This window comes from Gelidimonas denitrificans, assembly GCF_055694065.1.
Genome location: NZ_CM146350.1, coordinates 2018155 through 2035698, shown reverse-complemented (window position 1 = coordinate 2035698; position 17544 = coordinate 2018155). Strand labels below are relative to the sequence as shown.

The window sequence follows — 17544 nt, the reverse complement described above, 5'->3', positions numbered from 1 at the left end:
ATTCTGTTAAAGAGAGTAGCCAGGGGCCAAGACTGCACTCTTCACGCCATATAGCGCTAGATGATCTTTAAGCCAGAGTCGGTATTCGTAGCCACGAAGGCTGTGATCTTGTGACGCATCCACACCCCAGCGCAGCAACATGTATCCAGCCACTGCCGCTCGAACGCGAATTCGAAGTGACCCATCATGCATCGCGTAGTCCATCTGCACTATCTCCGGACGACTGAGGCTTGGATGTGGCACTAGGTCCAACTCCACTATTCGCGTCCACTGGATATCGGCATCCATACGCTCGTGCGCCGTAGACTCTTCATCGAGAATGGTCGGATTCTGAATGCGCGTAATGACGAAATCACGAAACTCTCCGGACTTACGATCAAACGCCCGGACGTGCCAGCGCAGGCCAGAATCAACCAGCGCGAACGGCACGATGATTCGTTCAGACTCACCACTGCTCATAGAGTGATAGCGGATTGTCACTGGACGCCGGGCATGTATGGCCCGGCAAATTGGTGCCAGCACGTCCATCCGAGGACAATTCAAGGTAGCGGGGAACTCACATGGAAGTAGCGATCTTGGCTCACCATCCACGCCATCGCCAAATCCTAGCGAGAGCGCCGACAAGACCCGCTGTGGGGAGTGTTCAAAAACCGTTGCAAACTCGCTACTGATACGGTAGGTTTTGCTGCTGTTGTCAAAGTCGATGTTTTGCGGGGCCAACTCCCGATACATTGCGATGTCACGGGTAGCGCCAGCTGGCGCGACGCCAAAACGGGCAGAAAGATCTGGACGGCCAATCTCCCCTATGAAATACAGACGGAACTCAAGATAAGTTAGTCTTTCACGCTGAGCCTGGCTCAGGCTTCCGACACGTTGAGGATGCACTTGCTGTTGTACCTCATTCATGGCGTAAGGTAGAAAGATGAAATTTGCGCAGCTTATTGCACATTTTTGACGCACCATATAATCAAATTGATTAGATGTTACATTGAAAAGTTTCTCGAAGCAATTGATTCCGCATTGACTGCTTGCGTTGTGGGCTGGCCGCTGACGGCGATAATCTTGAAAAATGGATTGTGGCGTGGATGGGAATTTTCAAAGCTAATGTGATGCTGAATGAAAAGTGTTGCAGGGTTACAGGTATCAGTGATCGACGGCATTTACTGGCCAGCCATATTAAACCGTGGAGTATTTCAACAGATGGGGAAATACTTTATGGTTGCAATGAATTGCTTCTCGCGCCTCACATTGATCACTTACCCATCAATAAGGAGGATGAAACGACATCCAATTGATGGTTAGGCTTTAGCCTCGGATGCACCAACTCAACAACACGATCTGCTCCAGCGTTACTGACGAATTTCTTGAACTGACGTCCATCTAAAGTCTTGTATATTTTTTCAAAATTAGCAGCCAAATTGCTTGTTATTGTGGCCACAAATGCCGAAATAGCATTTAGATCAAAGGCCGTGGCCTATAACGCATGTTCATTAAAGATGTGCAACATTGGTTGCTTTTTCTATTCAATTTTTAAAAATAGAAATATTTATTAATAATAATAATCAATAACTTAGAGATAATTTCTTTACTAAGCTTTACTAAGCTTTACTAAGCTTTGCTAATTTTCACATCATTAGCAAAGCTATTTTTCTAACATAACTTCCAGATCGGGGCCGTCTTGGGTCCTGTGCGTTCGATCAGTGCATCACGGCGCATTGCCTGAAGTAAATTGCGTATTTTGTTGAGTTTCTGTTCTTGATCCAGTACATCGGGCAGTTTGGACAAAATCAGGTCATCCAGTTCCTGCCGTGTCGCTTGGTGGTATTTCTGCAGATATTCCAAAATCAATTTTTGATAATGGCTGTCATCCAATCCCCGGTTGTGGATGTATCGTGCCTTTTGCTCCGTCCAATCAGCCACCTTGGCAGAGATAAAATAGTTTGGCGAGCGTCCTTCAATCAGCTTCAGCGATTTGAGTTCATGTACGTCCTCCTTGGTCAAGGGGCGGCGCTTCTGCAGCTTATCCAACAACATTACTTGAAATAAAGTCAGATCAGGGCGCTTCATCAAGGTCTGCGTGTAGTTGACGTCCAACACTTGGCGGGTGATGGTTGCCTCAACACGTGGGTATCCTTGCTCGGTAGCGCCAAACGTGTAATCTGGTAGTGGAAAAAAACGGGCGCGTTGTACCTCAAACATGCGCCGAATACCACTGCCAACCTGGTCAATCATGCGCAGCCGAATCATCCCGTCAATTAACCACTGATTGCGGTAATGCTCAGGTGGCGATTGGTTTATCAACATCCACTCAACACTAAGCGGAATAAACTGGCCGAGATTACTGAACACTACTTTGTCAGGGTGCTCAACCACATTGATCTTGCCACCAAGTTGATAGTCCTGGTGTGCAACGCAGTTGTGCAATGCCTCGCGAATCACCCAAGCGTCATACCACGGCACAGGAGTTGGAAACAGCGTTCCATCTGGCATGTACTCTGTCATCTCATTGCGAATACGGCTAAACACTTTCTGGGTGGACAGAAATAAAGGAATGCCAAAATGCTGAGACGGTCCCGTCCCATTTTTATCGTCTCGCAAAATCCAGGTGATCTTGACATCTGCGGGCGAGAGAAAATGCGCCGCCTCATCTCGCCCCAAAAGTAGGAGTGCTGAACGCGTGATAAATCCTTGTTTGGTAATGCGTGCCTTGTTCAAAAGTGTCGGCACGTCCCAATTTGCCGCGTCACGGCGAATCTGTTCATGGCGTGCTGTATCAGGCTCACTCTTGATCAGGTACTCGGTAAATCGCTTGCGAGCAGCATCTACAGCTTCTGGATCAAGGTCATTCACTGTTGCGCCCGCTACCAACTCACCCGACCAATCCTCCTTATGGCCCAGCATCGCCCAAAGCCGCGCTTCCTTGTCGGGATGCTCTGATAATTTGGTTTTGTGGCTATCAATACGAATGTAGCGTGTGTGCTGAAATGCAATTGGTGCGCTGCGTGCAGGATGAATTTCAAGCAATACGACATTGCCTTGCGGATGACTGCATTCATGAAAACTAAAGTCCGCTCGTGGCGAAGTCATTTGCTGCAACCACATGATCAATTTTTGATTGCCGCCCACCGTGCGCGTGAACGGATTGAAGCTCGTTCCTTTCACTTCGTGTGTGCCATCCTCTACACCCCACACTATCCAAGCTCGATCACGGCCTTCGAGCGCTGCTGAATTCGCGAGTGCCGACAAATACTGACCAATTTCTTCAGCTTGGTCGAGATTAGACTTGAATTCCACTGTCGTAGCTTCGCGCGGCAAACCGCGCAAATTGTCCAAGGTCTTCAATAAGGATTGTTGATTCATCTACTGACTCCATAGAATTTTTTTGACGAAATGCTCCACAGATCGGCCACTGGGAACCGTTAACAGCGTGCTCTCTGCAAAGATCGCTTTCAGGTACTTGGCTTTTTTTGCTATTTGGAGCAGTTTTCTGTCGGTTGCGGTTGGCGACCCATTCTCCACGAGCATCTTGTTTGGGATGCGCTGGCTGATCATCGCGGTTGGAAGCAGGCGCAGTGCCGCGATAAAGTAGCGGTATGCAAATCATGGGCCTTGCAGCTTATTGCGAGCGGCTCGGTCGGCCGTGGCGCCGAGCAAGCCTAGATGATCATGAATACGGACTTCAGCATCCCTTTGCAGTGAAAACAGCATAACCAATCTCGTATATGTGAGATGTAGCATATCGGCAATAACTTCAGCAAACGCGAACAGTGACAAAGAAGGTGAAACAACATCCAACTGATGGTCAGGTTTCAACCATGGACGCACCAACTCCACAATACGATCTGTTCCGGCGTTGCTAACAAGCTTCATGAGTTTTGCCCCACCTCCAAATTATTCAGATTTCTGTCGTTTTCGTCGCGGGAATACCCGATTTCTTGGCTAGCAACATCAATGCGAGTCCGGTGCCTCAAGCGCTTATTCTAGGTGCGGAATGTTATCACGGTGCAAGTCGCCGCCTGCAACGGAAATGGGGAACCAAGGATCCACCAAAAACACCGGAAATTAGACAAGGAGAACAGGTGAACAGCACACCGTATCACTAGGACAGCGTCAAGTGATACGGTACACCTTCTCGCAGAAAAACTATCAAATTGGCCAGTCAGTCCAGAGCCTAAAGATAATCTCGTGGCGTTCAAATTTTATTGATAAAAATGGAAGACCATGACTAGGCTCTGCTTGCACCAAAACCATGACAGCCATCCCCAAACACTTTGGTGGCCGCTTTGCAAAGGTAACTCGCTCGGTAGAAAAATGGAGCGATGCTTTCATTGTCGTCACGATGTAAATTGTAGTAGGGCTTAGCCGGTATCTCTAGCAAGCCCACTATAGCTTCGAGTGGCAGACCTAGAGCGCTGGCCCAAGCGTCTTGGAGCCGGTTGAACATATTATCTCTTCCTGAGGAAAATACGCCCAGTGAGCAAAATGCATCACAATTCAGAAAGATGGCTAGATGGTAATGAGGGCGTCCATGCTGACCGACCTCTCTGGCCCATACATATCGCACGACACTGTCATGTGCATTCTTGTTTTCTCGTAACGCCATTTGACGATTGTGCTTGATCTTTGCCTTAAATGATCCGATGAAGCGATCAATGATCTCGCTTCCATTAGAGACGTTGTGAGGGCTCTGTCCTGTTGGAAGCCGAAGGTCAAACCTGAATACAAATACCCGTCGATATTGGATGAGGGCGCAAGATATTGTTTGATGAAGTCGATTTAGATATTCACGAATGAATGGGCCTTTATCAAATTGGATTGGAAATCCTTGATAAGTATCTTCGTAGTGAAGTGTGAGGTTCTGGTTAATAGCGTGACGAATCATTTGGATACTCCGGTGGTTAGGTTCATACCTTATGCACCGTGAGTATTTTTTTCTTGAAATTACTTCACCGCGTACCAATAACCAACACAATTAAGCATTCAAGATGTCTGCCTGCTTGCTTGCAGTGTGATAGTCAGTGCTGCACGTAAAGCGTGCTGGACGAGTGATCTAACTAATGAGAGTCCGACACTCTGTTGGTGTGTCTTCGTAGGCTGGTGGTGTCGTTCGTTATCATCATGACTCACTACTCCTTGCTTAAAATTTTTGATACTACTCTATGCTAAAACTATCAATTCAAACTTCTAGTATTTCCTTTTCCTGTTGGTATAGTCTTCCATATAAATCATGCTAATAATGCATAATACCAATACCGAAAATTATTGCGGTTGGTATTAATCGAATATGTTTAAAAAGAGACCGATATACTTTAATTTTAAGCATGTCAGTCACTCTAGAAAATTAATATCGTTTTATTTTTCTATTTCTTCAAATCTCGAGCTTCTATACGAGTTTGAATCCATTGCTGAATTTCGCTTTCCAACCAACCTACACAGCGTTCGGTTAATTGCAAAGGTATAGGAAATTTTCCATCGGCAATGTATTTGTAAATTGATGACCTTCCAAGTCCTGTTGAGTTTATGACCTGGTTTAGACGAATGATTTTCATGAACGGCTCCATTTGTTTTTTCAAACAATTGGTCGTGCCAATATTTTTTCTCCCATTTGATTCGTTTACGTACCTATTTTGATAAACGGCAATGCCAACCAAATTCAAATTGGCGAGCACCACTCGCAAAGTGGATGAGTAGTTAATTACAGCGTAGTTTCAATAAGGCGCGCTTCGGCGATAAAGTCGCCGCGTAGGGTGCGCATGACGCGATACAGGAATGGCGCGGTGTAGCAATTCGTAGTGTGTGTGCGATGAGATCAGGCTGGTGGCAATAGATCGGGCAAATCTATATGCCAGATTTTAGAATGCGGAAACAATGCTCAATATCGGAAGCGATTTGTAGCGTTGACCGACCTCGGTCGGTGCCAGATCCTCAATATTGGAGACAAGCGGAAGTTTGCCATTCATTATCTTTGAATTGGTTTGTGCGTGCTAGTGGAGCCCCAAGTGAGCAACTCACTCATGAGTTGACCTGGTTAATGTGCACAATATGCGCGTCACTTACCTCCAAGTAAATCCTGGTACGGGCATCGCCGTCCGATTATTCTGGAACGCGCTTGCGGTTACCACTATTTCGCCCATCGATCTTACCGGCCACTTCGACCTCCCTTTTCTCCAGTTCGGTGATGAGGAGGTCGGACTTCGCGTGTGGCAAAGGATCGTGCACAACGAGATGGTGCATCATAAAGGAAAAAAGGTGGCGCAGTGCAGTGCATCAAGTTTGAGAGTTGCACGATGAAAATGACTAAAAAAGCCCATGCACCGCTATGAATACGTAAAGAATTTGAACAGGGCTAATATGGGTAAAATTTAGGTAAAAAACGTCATTGTAAAATGTAAAAAATAAAAAAAATTGGAGTAAACTTCGTATTTTTTAGTGAACTAAAATTATAAAAATATTATTTATATGTCATTATATAAATGACAATATATAAATGTCAATATTTACTAACAAATAATTTAATATTATTAAATTTGTATTTAATAACTTATTTGTTATTTAAAGTAAAGCAACAAGACGCATGGAAATAAGACTTGCCTATGCGCTGGAGCAACACAGTGTAAATTGCGATTAAGGAAATCAATGCGTTGCTCAAAGATCAGCGAGTTGTTCAGATTGCTGGGAAACTACTAAGCACCTACGACAACGGTATTAGTTGCGATAGTTATGTGGGGTGTGTAGGGATAATCAAATGTAAAAAAAGAGGGGGCTTGTGGTGCTGAAAATAAAAACGTACGCAATTGAAGAAGACATTATTAATGCCGATCCATTGAGAACATCCAGGCTAAATTTCGGCGGTGGCTTATACATGCACCATGATAAAAAGGGATACAAATACTTCCAGTACCGTATATCCTTGAATGGGCGCGACTCAATGCACCAAATTGGGAAGTATCCTGATATTAACCTTGCCCAAGCACGGGTAGTGGCTGAAGAATATCGAACCAAGGTAATTAATGCTCGAAAGGCAAATAGCGAAACGGCCTTTAATGAAAAATTGAAAAGACCAAAGATTGAAATAAGATCAATCAATTCATTAAGTACAAACGATATTGATGAGTTAGATCAGTTGGCGGGTGTACATGCAAAGATCGACAAAAAAATACCAAAATTTTCCAAATTTAAAAATATATCCGATGCCAAACAGTTTCTCATTAACTTGTCAAAACTTAAAGAAATTATATCCGATGAAGTTTTTTGCGCTATCTCAATACAATTGCTTATTCCATCAAGCCCAAGTCATTTATTTGATGTTTATTGGTTTGACTTTAATCAATATTTGATGAAATGGACATATTCTTATCAATTGACAATCAAGCCTAGTGAAGAAAATCCAAACAATAATAAATGGACAAAACCTGAAGTGGCATATTTATCGCGTAAATCGACTATGATATTGCAAAGTTTAAAAGAATCTCAGGCGCACATCAATGGAAATGTCTCACTTCTGATATTTCCAAAACTGCACAAAATGTCAAAATTAAAACGTGACAAAGAAATAGCTAATGCGATAAAAATGGCTTGGCCGGATTATCATCTTGATTCAGATGGGTTCAGGTATTTTTTCATTGAAATGGCAAATAAGCATAGTTACTTTCGGCCGGAATTCATTGAGGCAATGACGGTAAATAACTTTGGAGACGATACTAGTGATGGCTTTCGAAGTTACACGCTACAAATGCATGCTCTTGCTGATTGGTGGGCTAATGAATTACAGCCGGTGTTTGGTTAAATTTTATCGGAATACCTAGAACAGCTATCGATTTATAATGCTGGTAGTATTCGTGCCAAAGTAGGCAGGTAATTTTAAAGTCTCACCGAAATTTTTTTTATCTATAGATTTTTTACCGAACCTTCATGGATTTCGAGCAGCTACATAACTCGATTTCCGGTAAATTCCTGGTGATTACCGCATTCATCATCAAGAAGCTTGGCTAGTTAAATCGAAATACGTATTGCTTGAGTCGCTTTCGGAAACTTCGCCATCATCATGTACGAAGGCGCACAGTAGAAGATTACTTTCAGTGAGCCATGTTTTTGAAATTCTCTTTAGAATTTTTTCAATAGTCTTGCAATCGTCAGGATTATCCATTGACTGCATGATTGCCTTCAACACATGTCTTATGCTGTACCTCGAATTGGTTTGACTGTCGCGTCGCTTTATACTTTTTCGCAATACGCAGACCACTCGGTCATCAATGCATCACGTTTGGCAAATTGAGACCCGCGCTGATACGCTCGCTCGACGGCATCTGGCAGTTGATGCGCCAAGGCGTGTTCGGCAACCTCACGCGGATAATTGGTTGTCTCGGCTGCCCACATTCGAAAACTGCTTCGGAAACCATGAATGGTTATGCCTTCGCCATTTGCATCAACCCAGGTCGGCTGGTCGTCGCCATTCATCCTTCGAATCACTGCCGTCAACGACATATCCGATAACTGCTGCGCCTTTGTTCCGGCGAAGACGATATCGCCATTGGTGGACATCGCCTTCAATAAGGCTAACGCAGCATCGCTCAAAGGAACCTCATGTTCACGTTTGGCTTTCATGCGTTCTGCGGGTATCGTCCAGATCCTGCTTTCAATATTGAACTCAGACCATCGAGCACCTCGCACCTCGCCAGATCGGCAAGCAGTCAGGATAGTAAATTCAACAGCGCGGGCGGATACACCATCACGTGCTCTGAGTGCCGAGATAAATGCGCCGATGCGCTGCCAGGGCAGGGAAGGGTGATGTTTCGTTCGACTTGCCTTGCTGATTGTTGCAAGCAAGTTTTCCAAGTGACCTTTCCACCGTGCTGGATTCTCACCAGTGCGGTAGCCGCTTGTGGCTGCCCATCCCAGAACTGACTCAATGCGGCCACGTAATCGGCTAGCAGTTTCGGTTTTTTTCTCCCAAATGGGGGCGAGGCACTTCACGACCAAACCAGTGTCGATCTCGGAAACGGGCAAATGTCCGAATACCGGACTGGCGTACGTGTTGAGAGTGTTTGTCCATTGATCGGCATGTTTGGCATTTTTCCAACTCGCTTTGTGAGCGAGAATATACGATTCTGCGCACTGGTCAAAAGTCATCATTTTGGCGCTAGCCAATGCGGCAGCGATTTTGTCTTGCTTCTTGGCCGTCAGAGGGTTAATGCCAGAGAGCAGTAATTTGCGTGCAGCCAACGCCTGCTGCCTTGCATCCGACAAGTTGACTGTATGCGTAGGACCCAAGCCCATCCCGTAAGATTTTCCAGCGACCATATAGCGAAATAGCCAAGATTTTGCACCAGTAGGGGTAACTTGCAGCGTCAAGCCTCCACCATCGCCGTATAATCCCGGCTTGGTGAGCTTGCTGACTTGTAATGCAGAGAGTCTTTGTTGTTGGCGTCCCATGCGATCTTTCTAACTATCAAAATGACTATCAAATGATAGCTGGATTTTAGCGAATGGTAAAGGACGGCTTTGGACGATGTGATGACGTAACTTATTGTTTTATATGGGGTAAATGGATGTTTCTGGACGGTATTGGATTGCTATTAAGCGGACACCGCTTCCGCCAGAACACTAATATACATGCGGCTTCAAGGGGTTTAGTACCAAAACCCCACAGTTCAACCCGCACAAAAAATACCGCACTTTACCCTGCCGACTTGCACATCATTCAGTTCGATGTCGCACATATTCTTGTTGGCGGCGCTCAACACGTCATAGACTTTGCTGCCATGCGTTGCCCAATCAGATTCCTCATTTGTACGTAACCTTGCGTACTCACATTCGATAGTGATAATTGCAGCAATGAAACGTTACAAAGATAGTACAGAAACCGCCAGAACAAACACATCGGCTCGGGATTGCGCTTTTGCGTGGGATGGCGATACGCTGGTGCTCAACATCCTTGGCAAGCCAAGCGCAAAACAAGATGCCATTGGCAAGATCAAAGGAAAGCAGATCAACATCAGCGTCACGGCAGCACCCCGCGCCGGCAAGGCGACTGATTATATGGTGCGCTTTCTGGCGGAAGAGTTTGGCGTGTCACCTTCGGATATCGAGGTCGTTTTTGGCCGCATGAATGTGAATAAACAATTGCGCATCAAGGGACCCAAGCGGTTGCCTGGGGTAATTGGACAGCAGGAATTATGCTGAAAGCATGATGGGGTTGCGACTTGACAGGCTGCGTCACGCTCACTTCCCATGCGCGCTTATGCTACCCTTTCGACCCTCCTAGCCTTATATGAGCTGCCGGCTTGAACTTTGAATCGCATGTGCCCGGATGACCTCGAATAGCCAAAAAATCAAATTTTTCCGCAGTCGCATCCCTGCATTCGAGTGCATACCCGGATGCCACGACTGTTGCGGCCCAGTGACCACCTCTACCGAAGAGATGGCAAGGCTGCCCGTCAAAAGCGAGGAAGAACACGATGCGGCGCTTGCCGACCTGAGTTGTCCGCACCTCGGCGACAATGGATGTGGAGTCTACGCAGAGCGTCCTTTGATCTGCCGCTTGTTCGGAACCACACCGCGGCTCGCTTGCCCGAACGGCAGGCGGCCTGCGGTAATGATCGACCCTAACATCGAGCTGCAAATCCACCAGTATTTTGTGCAAACGCGCCAGGTATTGGTTTGATGCGCGCCGCTTCCGGCAAACCTGATGGCAAACGCAGAGGCTGTCGTCGCTTCAAATATACTGATTATTGTATTTTTTGAGTGACAATTGATATATGCGGTAAACAAGGTGCCCTACATGTGCGGCTTATGGCTTAGTTTCCGAGAATTCCCGCCGCAATCTGTTTGACCACATCGCGTTCCAGTCCATTGAAGCCATGATGGGCGAACGCTTCGCAAGGGTCGCCGCGGCTTTCACCGCCCTTGAAAGTCAGTAACTGCTTTCTCGGTACATTCTTGAGTTTCTCCATTAAGCCCGGAATCTCGCTGAATGCGCAGTGAGCACAGCCGTCCTGTTCGTGATGCGCCACCAGGACCGGGATGCGCAGCTTGTCTAGCGGCATGGCCGGCACCGCGCGCCCTTTGTTGTCGGTCAGGATGGTTGAACTCAGTACGAGTCCATCTGGCCCTTCCGGGCCGGAAAGCTCTGTCGCGATGTATGCGGCGGATTGGGTTCCGCGGCTGGTACCGACCAGCCACACCGGTACTTTTGCCTGTTCGCGCAGCCAGGCAATGACGGCTTTGATATCTGTCACATGTTCGGGTTTCTGGCGAAAGCCAACGAGGAAAGGCGAACTCTGACGATCCGACGGCGCATCGACGACCGCCACCAGCAAGCCTTGTTCAGAGAAGAACTGGCGGGTGCGAACGAGGAAATTTCCTTCGCCCCACCCGAATGCGCCATTCGGGGAAATTTGCAGCCCGCCGTGACCGCCGGCCATCAGGATCACAGCGGCTTTCGACTCGGGCGGGGACAGTACCAGCATCCGTTGGGTGACGCCTGGACGGGTCGGAATATCGACGACTTTCTGAGCTGTCTGCCCATGCGCGTGGACTACAACTACCAGTAGCAACGACGCGAACCAGGTTTTTATTGCACGGTGCATAGCAGCTCTCCCAATAAACATAGTTTGACAGGAATAGCATTTTCTTAAATCATCCTCATTGACGCTGCCGCATGAGGGGGAAGAAAAATAACTTCAAACAGGCTAGCAGTATGGCTTAAAGCGAAGTAAACAGGGGAAAGGCCGAGTAGCGCCGCATGCCAACTGCTGCCAGACGAAGCGTCGAATACGGCCAGTCAATCATGTCGGCGCTGAAAAAATCAAGCGGACTTGCCACCTCGCTCAGTGTGCTACCGCACCGACGGAGCCAGGTGCTTGCGAGCAAGCTGTTTTCATGGACACCAAAACGCTTACCCCAAAAGGACGGAAAATGAAAATTCGCTACCCGCTCATTGCGTTATCGATGCTGTTTGGCTCGATTGCCGCAGCCCACGCCCAGATCAGCGTCGGCATTCAATCGCCCGGTATCAGTATCGGCATCAACATGCCGGCGTATCCGAATCTTGTCTTGATACCTGGCTACCCGGTCTATTACAACCCGCGCGCGAATTCGAATTACTTCTTTTACGACGGCCTGTACTGGGTGTACCAGGACGATAACTGGTATGCGAGCAGCTGGTACAACGGACCGTGGGAATTGACGGAGCCTGAATATGTGCCGCTGTACGTGCTGCGCGTTCCGGTGCGCTACTACCGCCAGCCTCCGGTGTATTTTCGCGGTTGGCGCACCGACGCGCCGCCACGTTGGGGCGATCACTGGGGCCGGGATTGGGAGCAGCGCCGAAGCGGTTGGGACCGCTGGGACCGCCGCTCCGCCCCAAGCGCCGCACCGTTGCCGGTCTACCAGCGGCAGTATTCGGGGAATCGCTATCCCCGCGCGGCAGAACAACAACATTCGATCCGATCCGAGAAGTACCGCTACCAGCCGCGTGATGAAGTAACGCAGCAGCACCTGCAACAGCGTGGCAACGCGGACAACCGGCGGGACAACCCGCGCGCCAGGCCGCAGCAGGACTTTCAGATGAATCAGCATCAACAGCAGCAGCAGCAGCAGCAGCAGCAACAACAGCAACAACAGCAACAAAGACAACAACAAAAAGAGCAACAACAACATGACTTGCAGATTAATCAGCAACGGCCACCGTCGCCCGCGCAGCAGCCGCAGCGAATGCAGCGCCCGGAAGCCGAACCGCAAGACAAGGGGCGCGAGAACCGGGGCGAACAGCAGGACAAGGGTCGCGAAAACAGGGCTGATCGGCAAGACAGGGGCCGTGAAAACAACGCTGAACAGCAAAACAGGGATCGCGGGAACAAGGCCGAACACCAGAATCGCGGGCGGGGGAACCAGGCCGAGGAAGAGCACGAGCAGGAGCGTCGTTAGGGGCGCATGCCAGGAAGCCTGTCGGACTTAAGGTGAACCGGCTGCAAAATACTGAATGGCAAGACCGTCAACCGCTCTGCTCGTCATTTCGACCAAACGGGAAAATCTACCGTTCGCCAGTCCGAGTAAAAAATAGGGGGCCACGATTTTTATCCGTCAATACTCAAAAACCGTAGTCTATCCCCTGTTTATGGCTGTTTATGCATCGCTCACGCCTACGATGGTTAACGTCTTGAGTTGGCCTGACTTGCTTGTATTACGATAGACCAAACAATGCACCAGACTTCCCACCTCAGAATGTTGCTTCAGGGCGTTGGCACGAAGACTGGTTGTGATGAGTTGAATGGCCTTGATCGTTCGCATGGTAGGCGCGAGTTCAAATGAAATGGGTCGTCCAAACTTCGCGACGAAGATTCTTCCTTTGAACGTATTGCTGTTATAGCTTGATATCCGACCATCGATTGCTTCCTGCTGATCCGCGAGCCTAGTGAGACGTTTGACGAACAGGAATTGCAGGCGCTGCTGACTGCGCAGTTCGCGCCCAAGCCGGCGGCATACAGTCCGAAACATGCGATCCTGCTGTATCCGGAGACAAAGGAGTACAAGGCGCTGGGCATTCCGGCGCAGCCGGTTCTGGCGCCGGACTTGCTGCGCAATCCGTCGTAATTGCGCCTGATCGTGCTGGACGGTACCTGGCGCAAGAGCCGCAAGATGCTTTACCTGAATCCGCTGCTGCAACGATGCCGCGCCTGCCGCTGCGCGACACCTCGGCCTCGCATTACCTGATCTGCAAAGCGCATCGGCCGGATCAGCTTTCCACGCTGGAGGCGACTTGCGCCGCGCTGATGCAGCTGGAGGGCGGCATTGAACAATTTCAGCCCTTGCTGAATGCGTTCGACGGCTTCGTCGCGCAGCAGATCGGGTATAGGGCGAACGGGGCGTAGCGCGGGTGCAACCCACGACGATGCTGGAAGATTTGTTACCGGAGGTTTGGCGGGTTTCATCCACCATACACATACATTAGACTGTATTTTTAATAGGCTAATAAATACTTGTGGGAATTTCGGTATTTTTTACTATACTCCCTGAAAATAGATGGAAATTCGACGTATACTTGCTATCACCGCCGCTTTTCCGCATACCCAAACACTACCTGATACGTTACAGGCAGCAGGCCGTCGCCATCGCGTAGCGCTTCGTAACGGGCTTGCGCGGCTTGCCATGCGGTTTTGCCCATCATGCTGCGGCGCCGGTTGCCGCCGATCTGGTTGGCGCCGATGCCGCGGATAGTGGCGAGCAGGGTCTTGAAATTGCTGTGGCGAGTGATCCAGTTTTCACATGTCATTTTGATGCGCTCGAAGCCGGCGGTTGCCAGCGCCGTCTCGACCTCAGCCGCGGCAGCGAACGGCAGCACGCGGCGGTGCGCGTCGATGCCGGCGAAGGCGCTCTCCAGTTCATGCAGCGTGTTCGGGCCCAGAGTGGAAAACAGCAGCAGGCCGCCGGGCGCGAGCACCCGCTGCAATTCGGCGTAGGCCAGCGCCGGCTGGCACCATTGCAGCGCCAGACTGGACCAGGCCAGATCGAAGCTGGCGTCGGCGAAAGGCAGGCGTTCCAGATCGCCGCAGACGCAAGCGACGCCGCGCGCCATCGTCTTGCGTGCCATTTCCGGTGCCAGATCGCAACCGACCACCAGCGCTTCGGGCCACTGCCGGCGCAGCAGGCCAGCGCCGTACCCGGTGCCGCAGCCGCCGTCGAGGATACGGATTAGTTTTCGATCGTTTTGTATGTCGGGCAGCGTTGCCGCCAGCCGATCGCAGACCTGGTGCTGAAATTGCGCCATCGCGTCGTAAGAATCGGCGGCGCGATCGAAGGCGGCGCTGACCTTGCGCTTGTCGATGTCAGGCATCGATGAAATCCGCAATCAGGGCGGCGCAGCGTGCCGGGTCCGACAGAAAAGGGGCGTGTGCAGCGTCCGGCAAGACGTCGAGCCGCGCCTGCGGCAGCGCGGCCGCCAGCCATTGCGCGGCGGCCAGCGGCATCAACTGGTCGTGCGCGCCGTGCAGCAGCAGTGTCGATTGACTGATATGCGGCACCAGCGCCCGCAGGTCGGTGTCGCGCAGCAGCGCCAGGCCGGCTGTGAGTATCGCAGCGGGCGGCAGTTCGGCCGTGGCCAGAGTCAGAGCCAGAGCGCGGCCGATGCTGCGGCCGTTGACGTCGTTCTGGTTGAACAGTGCAATGAAGCGCTTGAGCGCGGTTTTCGGATCGTTGCCGACCGCCTCGGTGAATTCCGCCAGCGCTGCGGGTGTCATGCCGTGCGGCCAGTCGGCGCGTTGCATGAAACTGGGCGTGGCGCCGATCAGGATCAGGCGCGCGACCTTGTCCGGATGGCGTTGCGCGGCGTGCATCGCCAGCAGCGCGCCGAGCGACCAGCCGCACAGCGTGACCGGGGTGGACACTTCAGCCAGCAGCGCATCGACCAGCGCATCCAGCGTATAAAAGGAGGGTGCTGTTGTGCCGGCGTAGCCGGGCAGCGCCTGTGCCTGCGGCTGGATTTCGTGTTGTGAAGTGAGCTGCGCAGCCAGACCATCCCATGCTCCCGGAAGCATGCCCCAGCCGTGCCATAAAACCAGTTCGCTCATTGCAACTGCCTCAATGCATCAAGCAGTCGGTCAACCTGCGCAAGGCTGTGTGCGGCCGAGAGTGTGATGCGCAGCCGCGCAGTGCCCTTGGGCACGGTGGGCGGACGGATTGCCGGCACCCAGATCCCTTGTTCGGCCAGCGCAGCGGAGCAGCGTAGCGCAGCATCGTTTGCGCCGATGATGATGGGCTGGATCGCGGTCGGCGACGGCAGCAGTTGCCAGCGCGTGTCTGCCAAACCGCTGCGCAGGCGTTTGATCAGGTTCTGCAGATGGCTGCGCAGCGCGTCGCCTTGTTCGATCAGTTTCAGGCTCTTGATCAGCGTCGCGGCCACGATCGGGCTGGCTGCGGTGGTGAAAATATAGGTGCGGGCGCGCTGCATCAGCCATTCGATTACATTGGCGGCACCGGCCACGAACGCGCCGGAGACGCCGGCCGCTTTGCCCAGCGTGCCGATGTACAGCAGGCGCGGATGGGCGCCGAGCTCGATGCCGAGATGCGCCAGCGTGCCGCGCCCTTGCGGGCCGAGCACGCCAAAGCCGTGCGCATCGTCCACCACCAGCCAGGCGTCGAAGCGCTCGGCCAGTTCCAGCAGTTGCGGCAATGGCGCCAGATCGCCATCCATGCTGAACACCGCATCGGTCAGGATCAGCTTGCGTTTAGAGCTGCTGGCGGCCAGTTGACGCTCCAGCGCGGCCAGATCGTTGTGCGGATAACGATGGTGGGCGGCGCGCGACAACTGGGCGGCGTCGATCAGCGACGCGTGGTTCAGGCGGTCAGCGAATACTGCATCGCCGCGTCCGACCAGCGCCGGCACTACGCCCAGGTTGGCCATGTAGCCAGTGCTGAAATACAGCGCACGGGCGCTGCCGACGAAAGCGGCCAGGCGTTGTTCCAATTCTTCGTGCGGTGCCAAATGGCCGCCGACCAGGTGCGAAGAGCCGGAGCCGACGCCCCAGCGGGTCGCTGCTTCACGCGCGGCTTCGATCAGCGCCGGTTCTGCGGCCAGACCGAGATAGTCATTGCTGCAAAACGACAGCAGCGCGCAGCCATCGACTTCGACCTCAACTCCGCAGGGCGTGTCCAGCACGCGCCTGCGGCGTTGCAGGCCTTGCGCCTTGAGTCCGGCCAGTGCGCTATCGAGTTCGTCCTGGATCATGCGGCGCTTCCGGCAAACGTATTGGCAAACGAATACAGGGCATCGAGCACCGCGTCCGGCTGTTCCGCCATCAGGTTGTGGCCGCAGTGGTCGAGTTGCACCACTTGCGCATGCGCGATGGTGCGGGTCAGGTCGGCGCTGGCCTTGATCGGCGTCATGATGTCGCGCCGGGCGAGTAGAAACAGGGTTGGGCATTGCACCGATTGCGCGGCAATGTCGCCATTCGCATATGCATTGCAGGCCAAAAAATCGGTGTAAAACACATGGTCCGGATTGAGTTTGGAGATGCGCTGCATCAGGCGCTGGTTGCCGCCCATTACATAAAAACCGGGGCCGGGGCTGGAGGGTTTTTGTGCTACCGATGTGTGCGACCAGATATTGACCATGTCGATTGCGCTCTGTTCCGCGTTTTTCGCCGCATCAAGTAAGGTGTCGGACACCTTCATCGGATAGGCGGTGCCGACCAGCGCCAATTTGCGCACCCGTTGCGGCGCTCGGCAGGCGGCTTCCAGCGCCGCCAGCGAACCCATGCTGTGGCCGATCAGCATCGCTTTTTCCACGCCAGCAGTATCCAGCAACGCCAGCAACCAGTCGGCGATGGCTTCGACGCTGGTCAGCGCCGCGCCTTTGCTGCGGCCGTGGCCGGGCAGGTCGACTGCCAGCACGTTAAAGCCGTGGTGCGCAAAATAACGGGTTTGCAGTATCCAGATCGAATGGTCGTGCTGTGCGCCGTGGATGAATACGGCAGTCGGCAGTAATGGGTTGAACGGTTTGCCGCCGGTATAACAATAGGCATCGAAGCCGTGGATGTTGGTCAGCAT

General features: G+C 51.4%; 19 protein-coding genes. 7 read left to right on the top strand and 12 right to left on the bottom strand.

The annotated features are described in order from the left end of the window. Nucleotides 1-6: 6 nt before the first annotated feature. Nucleotides 7-885, bottom strand: coding sequence for a helix-turn-helix transcriptional regulator (locus tag FKCLFG_RS09520; RefSeq protein ID WP_472615833.1), 879 nt, complete (start codon nt 883-885; stop codon nt 7-9). A gap of 200 nt (nt 886-1085) precedes the next feature. Between FKCLFG_RS09520 and FKCLFG_RS09515 the strand changes: the two genes are divergently transcribed. Beyond that, nucleotides 1086-1295, top strand: a complete 210-nt coding sequence (locus FKCLFG_RS09515) for an HNH endonuclease (RefSeq protein ID WP_472615832.1) — start codon at nt 1086-1088, stop codon at nt 1293-1295. A 355-nt stretch (nt 1296-1650) separates the two neighbouring features. Here FKCLFG_RS09515 and FKCLFG_RS09510 read toward each other — a convergent pair whose 3' ends face one another. The 4 genes from FKCLFG_RS09510 to FKCLFG_RS09495 form a co-directional block, all read right to left on the bottom strand. Continuing rightward, nucleotides 1651-3360: an RNA-binding domain-containing protein gene (locus tag FKCLFG_RS09510; RefSeq protein ID WP_472612854.1), complete on the bottom strand. Its 1710-nt coding sequence runs from the start codon at nt 3358-3360 to the stop codon at nt 1651-1653. A gap of 240 nt (nt 3361-3600) precedes the next feature. Further along, on the bottom strand, nt 3601-3870 hold the full coding sequence (locus FKCLFG_RS09505; protein WP_472612853.1) for a phospholipase D-like domain-containing protein: 270 nt from the start codon (nt 3868-3870) through the stop codon (nt 3601-3603). A gap of 355 nt (nt 3871-4225) precedes the next feature. Further along, nucleotides 4226-4882, bottom strand: a complete 657-nt coding sequence (locus FKCLFG_RS09500; RefSeq protein ID WP_472612852.1) for an inovirus Gp2 family protein — start codon at nt 4880-4882, stop codon at nt 4226-4228. Between the two features lie 478 nt (nt 4883-5360). After that, entirely contained in the window at nt 5361-5549 is a 189-nt protein-coding gene (locus tag FKCLFG_RS09495; RefSeq protein WP_472612851.1) for a helix-turn-helix transcriptional regulator, read from the bottom strand. A 1220-nt stretch (nt 5550-6769) separates the two neighbouring features. Between FKCLFG_RS09495 and FKCLFG_RS09490 the strand changes: the two genes are divergently transcribed. Further along, nucleotides 6770-7786 (top strand): Arm DNA-binding domain-containing protein, encoded by a 1017-nt coding sequence (locus tag FKCLFG_RS09490; RefSeq protein ID WP_472612850.1) that lies wholly within the window; start codon nt 6770-6772, stop codon nt 7784-7786. A gap of 428 nt (nt 7787-8214) precedes the next feature. Here the strand turns inward: FKCLFG_RS09490 and FKCLFG_RS09485 are convergent, their stop codons facing one another. Further along, nucleotides 8215-9432, bottom strand: coding sequence for a tyrosine-type recombinase/integrase (locus tag FKCLFG_RS09485; RefSeq protein ID WP_472612849.1), 1218 nt, complete (start codon nt 9430-9432; stop codon nt 8215-8217). Between the two features lie 402 nt (nt 9433-9834). Here FKCLFG_RS09485 and FKCLFG_RS09480 point away from each other — a divergent pair, with 402 nt between their 5' ends. Then, nucleotides 9835-10182 (top strand): DUF167 domain-containing protein, encoded by a 348-nt coding sequence (locus FKCLFG_RS09480; RefSeq protein ID WP_472612848.1) that lies wholly within the window; start codon nt 9835-9837, stop codon nt 10180-10182. Between the two features lie 127 nt (nt 10183-10309). Continuing rightward, nucleotides 10310-10663, top strand: coding sequence for a YkgJ family cysteine cluster protein (locus FKCLFG_RS09475; protein WP_472612847.1), 354 nt, complete (start codon nt 10310-10312; stop codon nt 10661-10663). Between the two features lie 133 nt (nt 10664-10796). Here the strand turns inward: FKCLFG_RS09475 and FKCLFG_RS09470 are convergent, their stop codons facing one another. After that, the gene (locus FKCLFG_RS09470) at nt 10797-11588 is read right to left on the bottom strand and encodes an alpha/beta hydrolase (protein ID WP_472612846.1); all 792 of its coding nucleotides are present in this window, start codon (nt 11586-11588) and stop codon (nt 10797-10799) included. A 328-nt stretch (nt 11589-11916) separates the two neighbouring features. Between FKCLFG_RS09470 and FKCLFG_RS09465 the strand changes: the two genes are divergently transcribed. Further along, entirely contained in the window at nt 11917-12927 is a 1011-nt protein-coding gene (locus FKCLFG_RS09465) for a hypothetical protein (protein WP_472612845.1), read from the top strand. 198 nt (nt 12928-13125) lie between these two features. Here the strand turns inward: FKCLFG_RS09465 and FKCLFG_RS09460 are convergent, their stop codons facing one another. After that, entirely contained in the window at nt 13126-13497 is a 372-nt protein-coding gene (locus FKCLFG_RS09460; protein WP_472615831.1) for a DUF7947 five-stranded beta-barrel domain-containing protein, read from the bottom strand. Between FKCLFG_RS09460 and FKCLFG_RS09455 the strand changes: the two genes are divergently transcribed. Beyond that, entirely contained in the window at nt 13438-13593 is a 156-nt protein-coding gene (locus FKCLFG_RS09455; RefSeq protein ID WP_472615902.1) for a hypothetical protein, read from the top strand. The two genes, FKCLFG_RS09460 and FKCLFG_RS09455, sit on opposite strands and share 60 nt — an antisense overlap. A gap of 74 nt (nt 13594-13667) precedes the next feature. Further along, on the top strand, nt 13668-13871 hold the full coding sequence (locus FKCLFG_RS09450) for a DTW domain-containing protein (protein WP_472612844.1): 204 nt from the start codon (nt 13668-13670) through the stop codon (nt 13869-13871). A 176-nt stretch (nt 13872-14047) separates the two neighbouring features. Here the strand turns inward: FKCLFG_RS09450 and bioC are convergent, their stop codons facing one another. The 4 genes from bioC to FKCLFG_RS09430 are packed head-to-tail and all read right to left on the bottom strand — an operon-like array spanning nt 14048 to nt 17544. Then, nucleotides 14048-14833: a malonyl-ACP O-methyltransferase BioC gene (gene bioC, locus FKCLFG_RS09445; RefSeq protein ID WP_472612843.1), complete on the bottom strand. Its 786-nt coding sequence runs from the start codon at nt 14831-14833 to the stop codon at nt 14048-14050. Then, nucleotides 14826-15566 carry an alpha/beta fold hydrolase gene (locus FKCLFG_RS09440; RefSeq protein WP_472612842.1) on the bottom strand — a complete coding sequence of 247 codons (741 nt, stop codon included), beginning with the start codon at nt 15564-15566 and terminating at the stop codon, nt 14826-14828. Before FKCLFG_RS09440 ends, bioC begins: the two co-directional genes overlap by 8 nt. After that, nucleotides 15563-16723 (bottom strand): 8-amino-7-oxononanoate synthase, encoded by a 1161-nt coding sequence (bioF, locus tag FKCLFG_RS09435; RefSeq protein WP_472612841.1) that lies wholly within the window; start codon nt 16721-16723, stop codon nt 15563-15565. The genes FKCLFG_RS09440 and bioF overlap by 4 nt, the downstream gene beginning before the upstream one ends. Then, nucleotides 16720-17544, bottom strand: coding sequence for an alpha/beta fold hydrolase (locus FKCLFG_RS09430; RefSeq protein WP_472612840.1), 825 nt, complete (start codon nt 17542-17544; stop codon nt 16720-16722). Before FKCLFG_RS09430 ends, bioF begins: the two co-directional genes overlap by 4 nt.

Bases quoted from the DNA above. Each gene is read 5' to 3' on its own strand.
- FKCLFG_RS09515 (WP_472615832.1), top strand. From the start codon at position 1,086: ATGGGAATTTTCAAAGCTAATGTGATGCTGAATGAAAAGTGTTGCAGG.
- FKCLFG_RS09510 (WP_472612854.1), bottom strand. From the start codon at position 3,360: ATGAATCAACAATCCTTATTGAAGACCTTGGACAATTTGCGCGGTTTG.
- FKCLFG_RS09505 (WP_472612853.1), bottom strand. From the start codon at position 3,870: ATGAAGCTTGTTAGCAACGCCGGAACAGATCGTATTGTGGAGTTGGTG.
- FKCLFG_RS09500 (WP_472612852.1), bottom strand. From the start codon at position 4,882: ATGATTCGTCACGCTATTAACCAGAACCTCACACTTCACTACGAAGAT.
- FKCLFG_RS09495 (WP_472612851.1), bottom strand. From the start codon at position 5,549: ATGAAAATCATTCGTCTAAACCAGGTCATAAACTCAACAGGACTTGGA.
- FKCLFG_RS09485 (WP_472612849.1), bottom strand. From the start codon at position 9,432: ATGGGACGCCAACAACAAAGACTCTCTGCATTACAAGTCAGCAAGCTC.
- FKCLFG_RS09480 (WP_472612848.1), top strand. From the start codon at position 9,835: ATGAAACGTTACAAAGATAGTACAGAAACCGCCAGAACAAACACATCG.
- FKCLFG_RS09475 (WP_472612847.1), top strand. From the start codon at position 10,310: ATGACCTCGAATAGCCAAAAAATCAAATTTTTCCGCAGTCGCATCCCT.
- FKCLFG_RS09470 (WP_472612846.1), bottom strand. From the start codon at position 11,588: ATGCACCGTGCAATAAAAACCTGGTTCGCGTCGTTGCTACTGGTAGTT.
- FKCLFG_RS09465 (WP_472612845.1), top strand. From the start codon at position 11,917: ATGAAAATTCGCTACCCGCTCATTGCGTTATCGATGCTGTTTGGCTCG.
- FKCLFG_RS09460 (WP_472615831.1), bottom strand. From the start codon at position 13,497: ATGTTTCGGACTGTATGCCGCCGGCTTGGGCGCGAACTGCGCAGTCAG.
- FKCLFG_RS09450 (WP_472612844.1), top strand. From the start codon at position 13,668: ATGCCGCGCCTGCCGCTGCGCGACACCTCGGCCTCGCATTACCTGATC.
- bioC (WP_472612843.1), bottom strand. From the start codon at position 14,833: ATGCCTGACATCGACAAGCGCAAGGTCAGCGCCGCCTTCGATCGCGCC.
- FKCLFG_RS09440 (WP_472612842.1), bottom strand. From the start codon at position 15,566: ATGAGCGAACTGGTTTTATGGCACGGCTGGGGCATGCTTCCGGGAGCA.
- bioF (WP_472612841.1), bottom strand. From the start codon at position 16,723: ATGATCCAGGACGAACTCGATAGCGCACTGGCCGGACTCAAGGCGCAA.
- FKCLFG_RS09430 (WP_472612840.1), bottom strand. From the start codon at position 17,544: ATGCTGACCAACATCCACGGCTTCGATGCCTATTGTTATACCGGCGGC.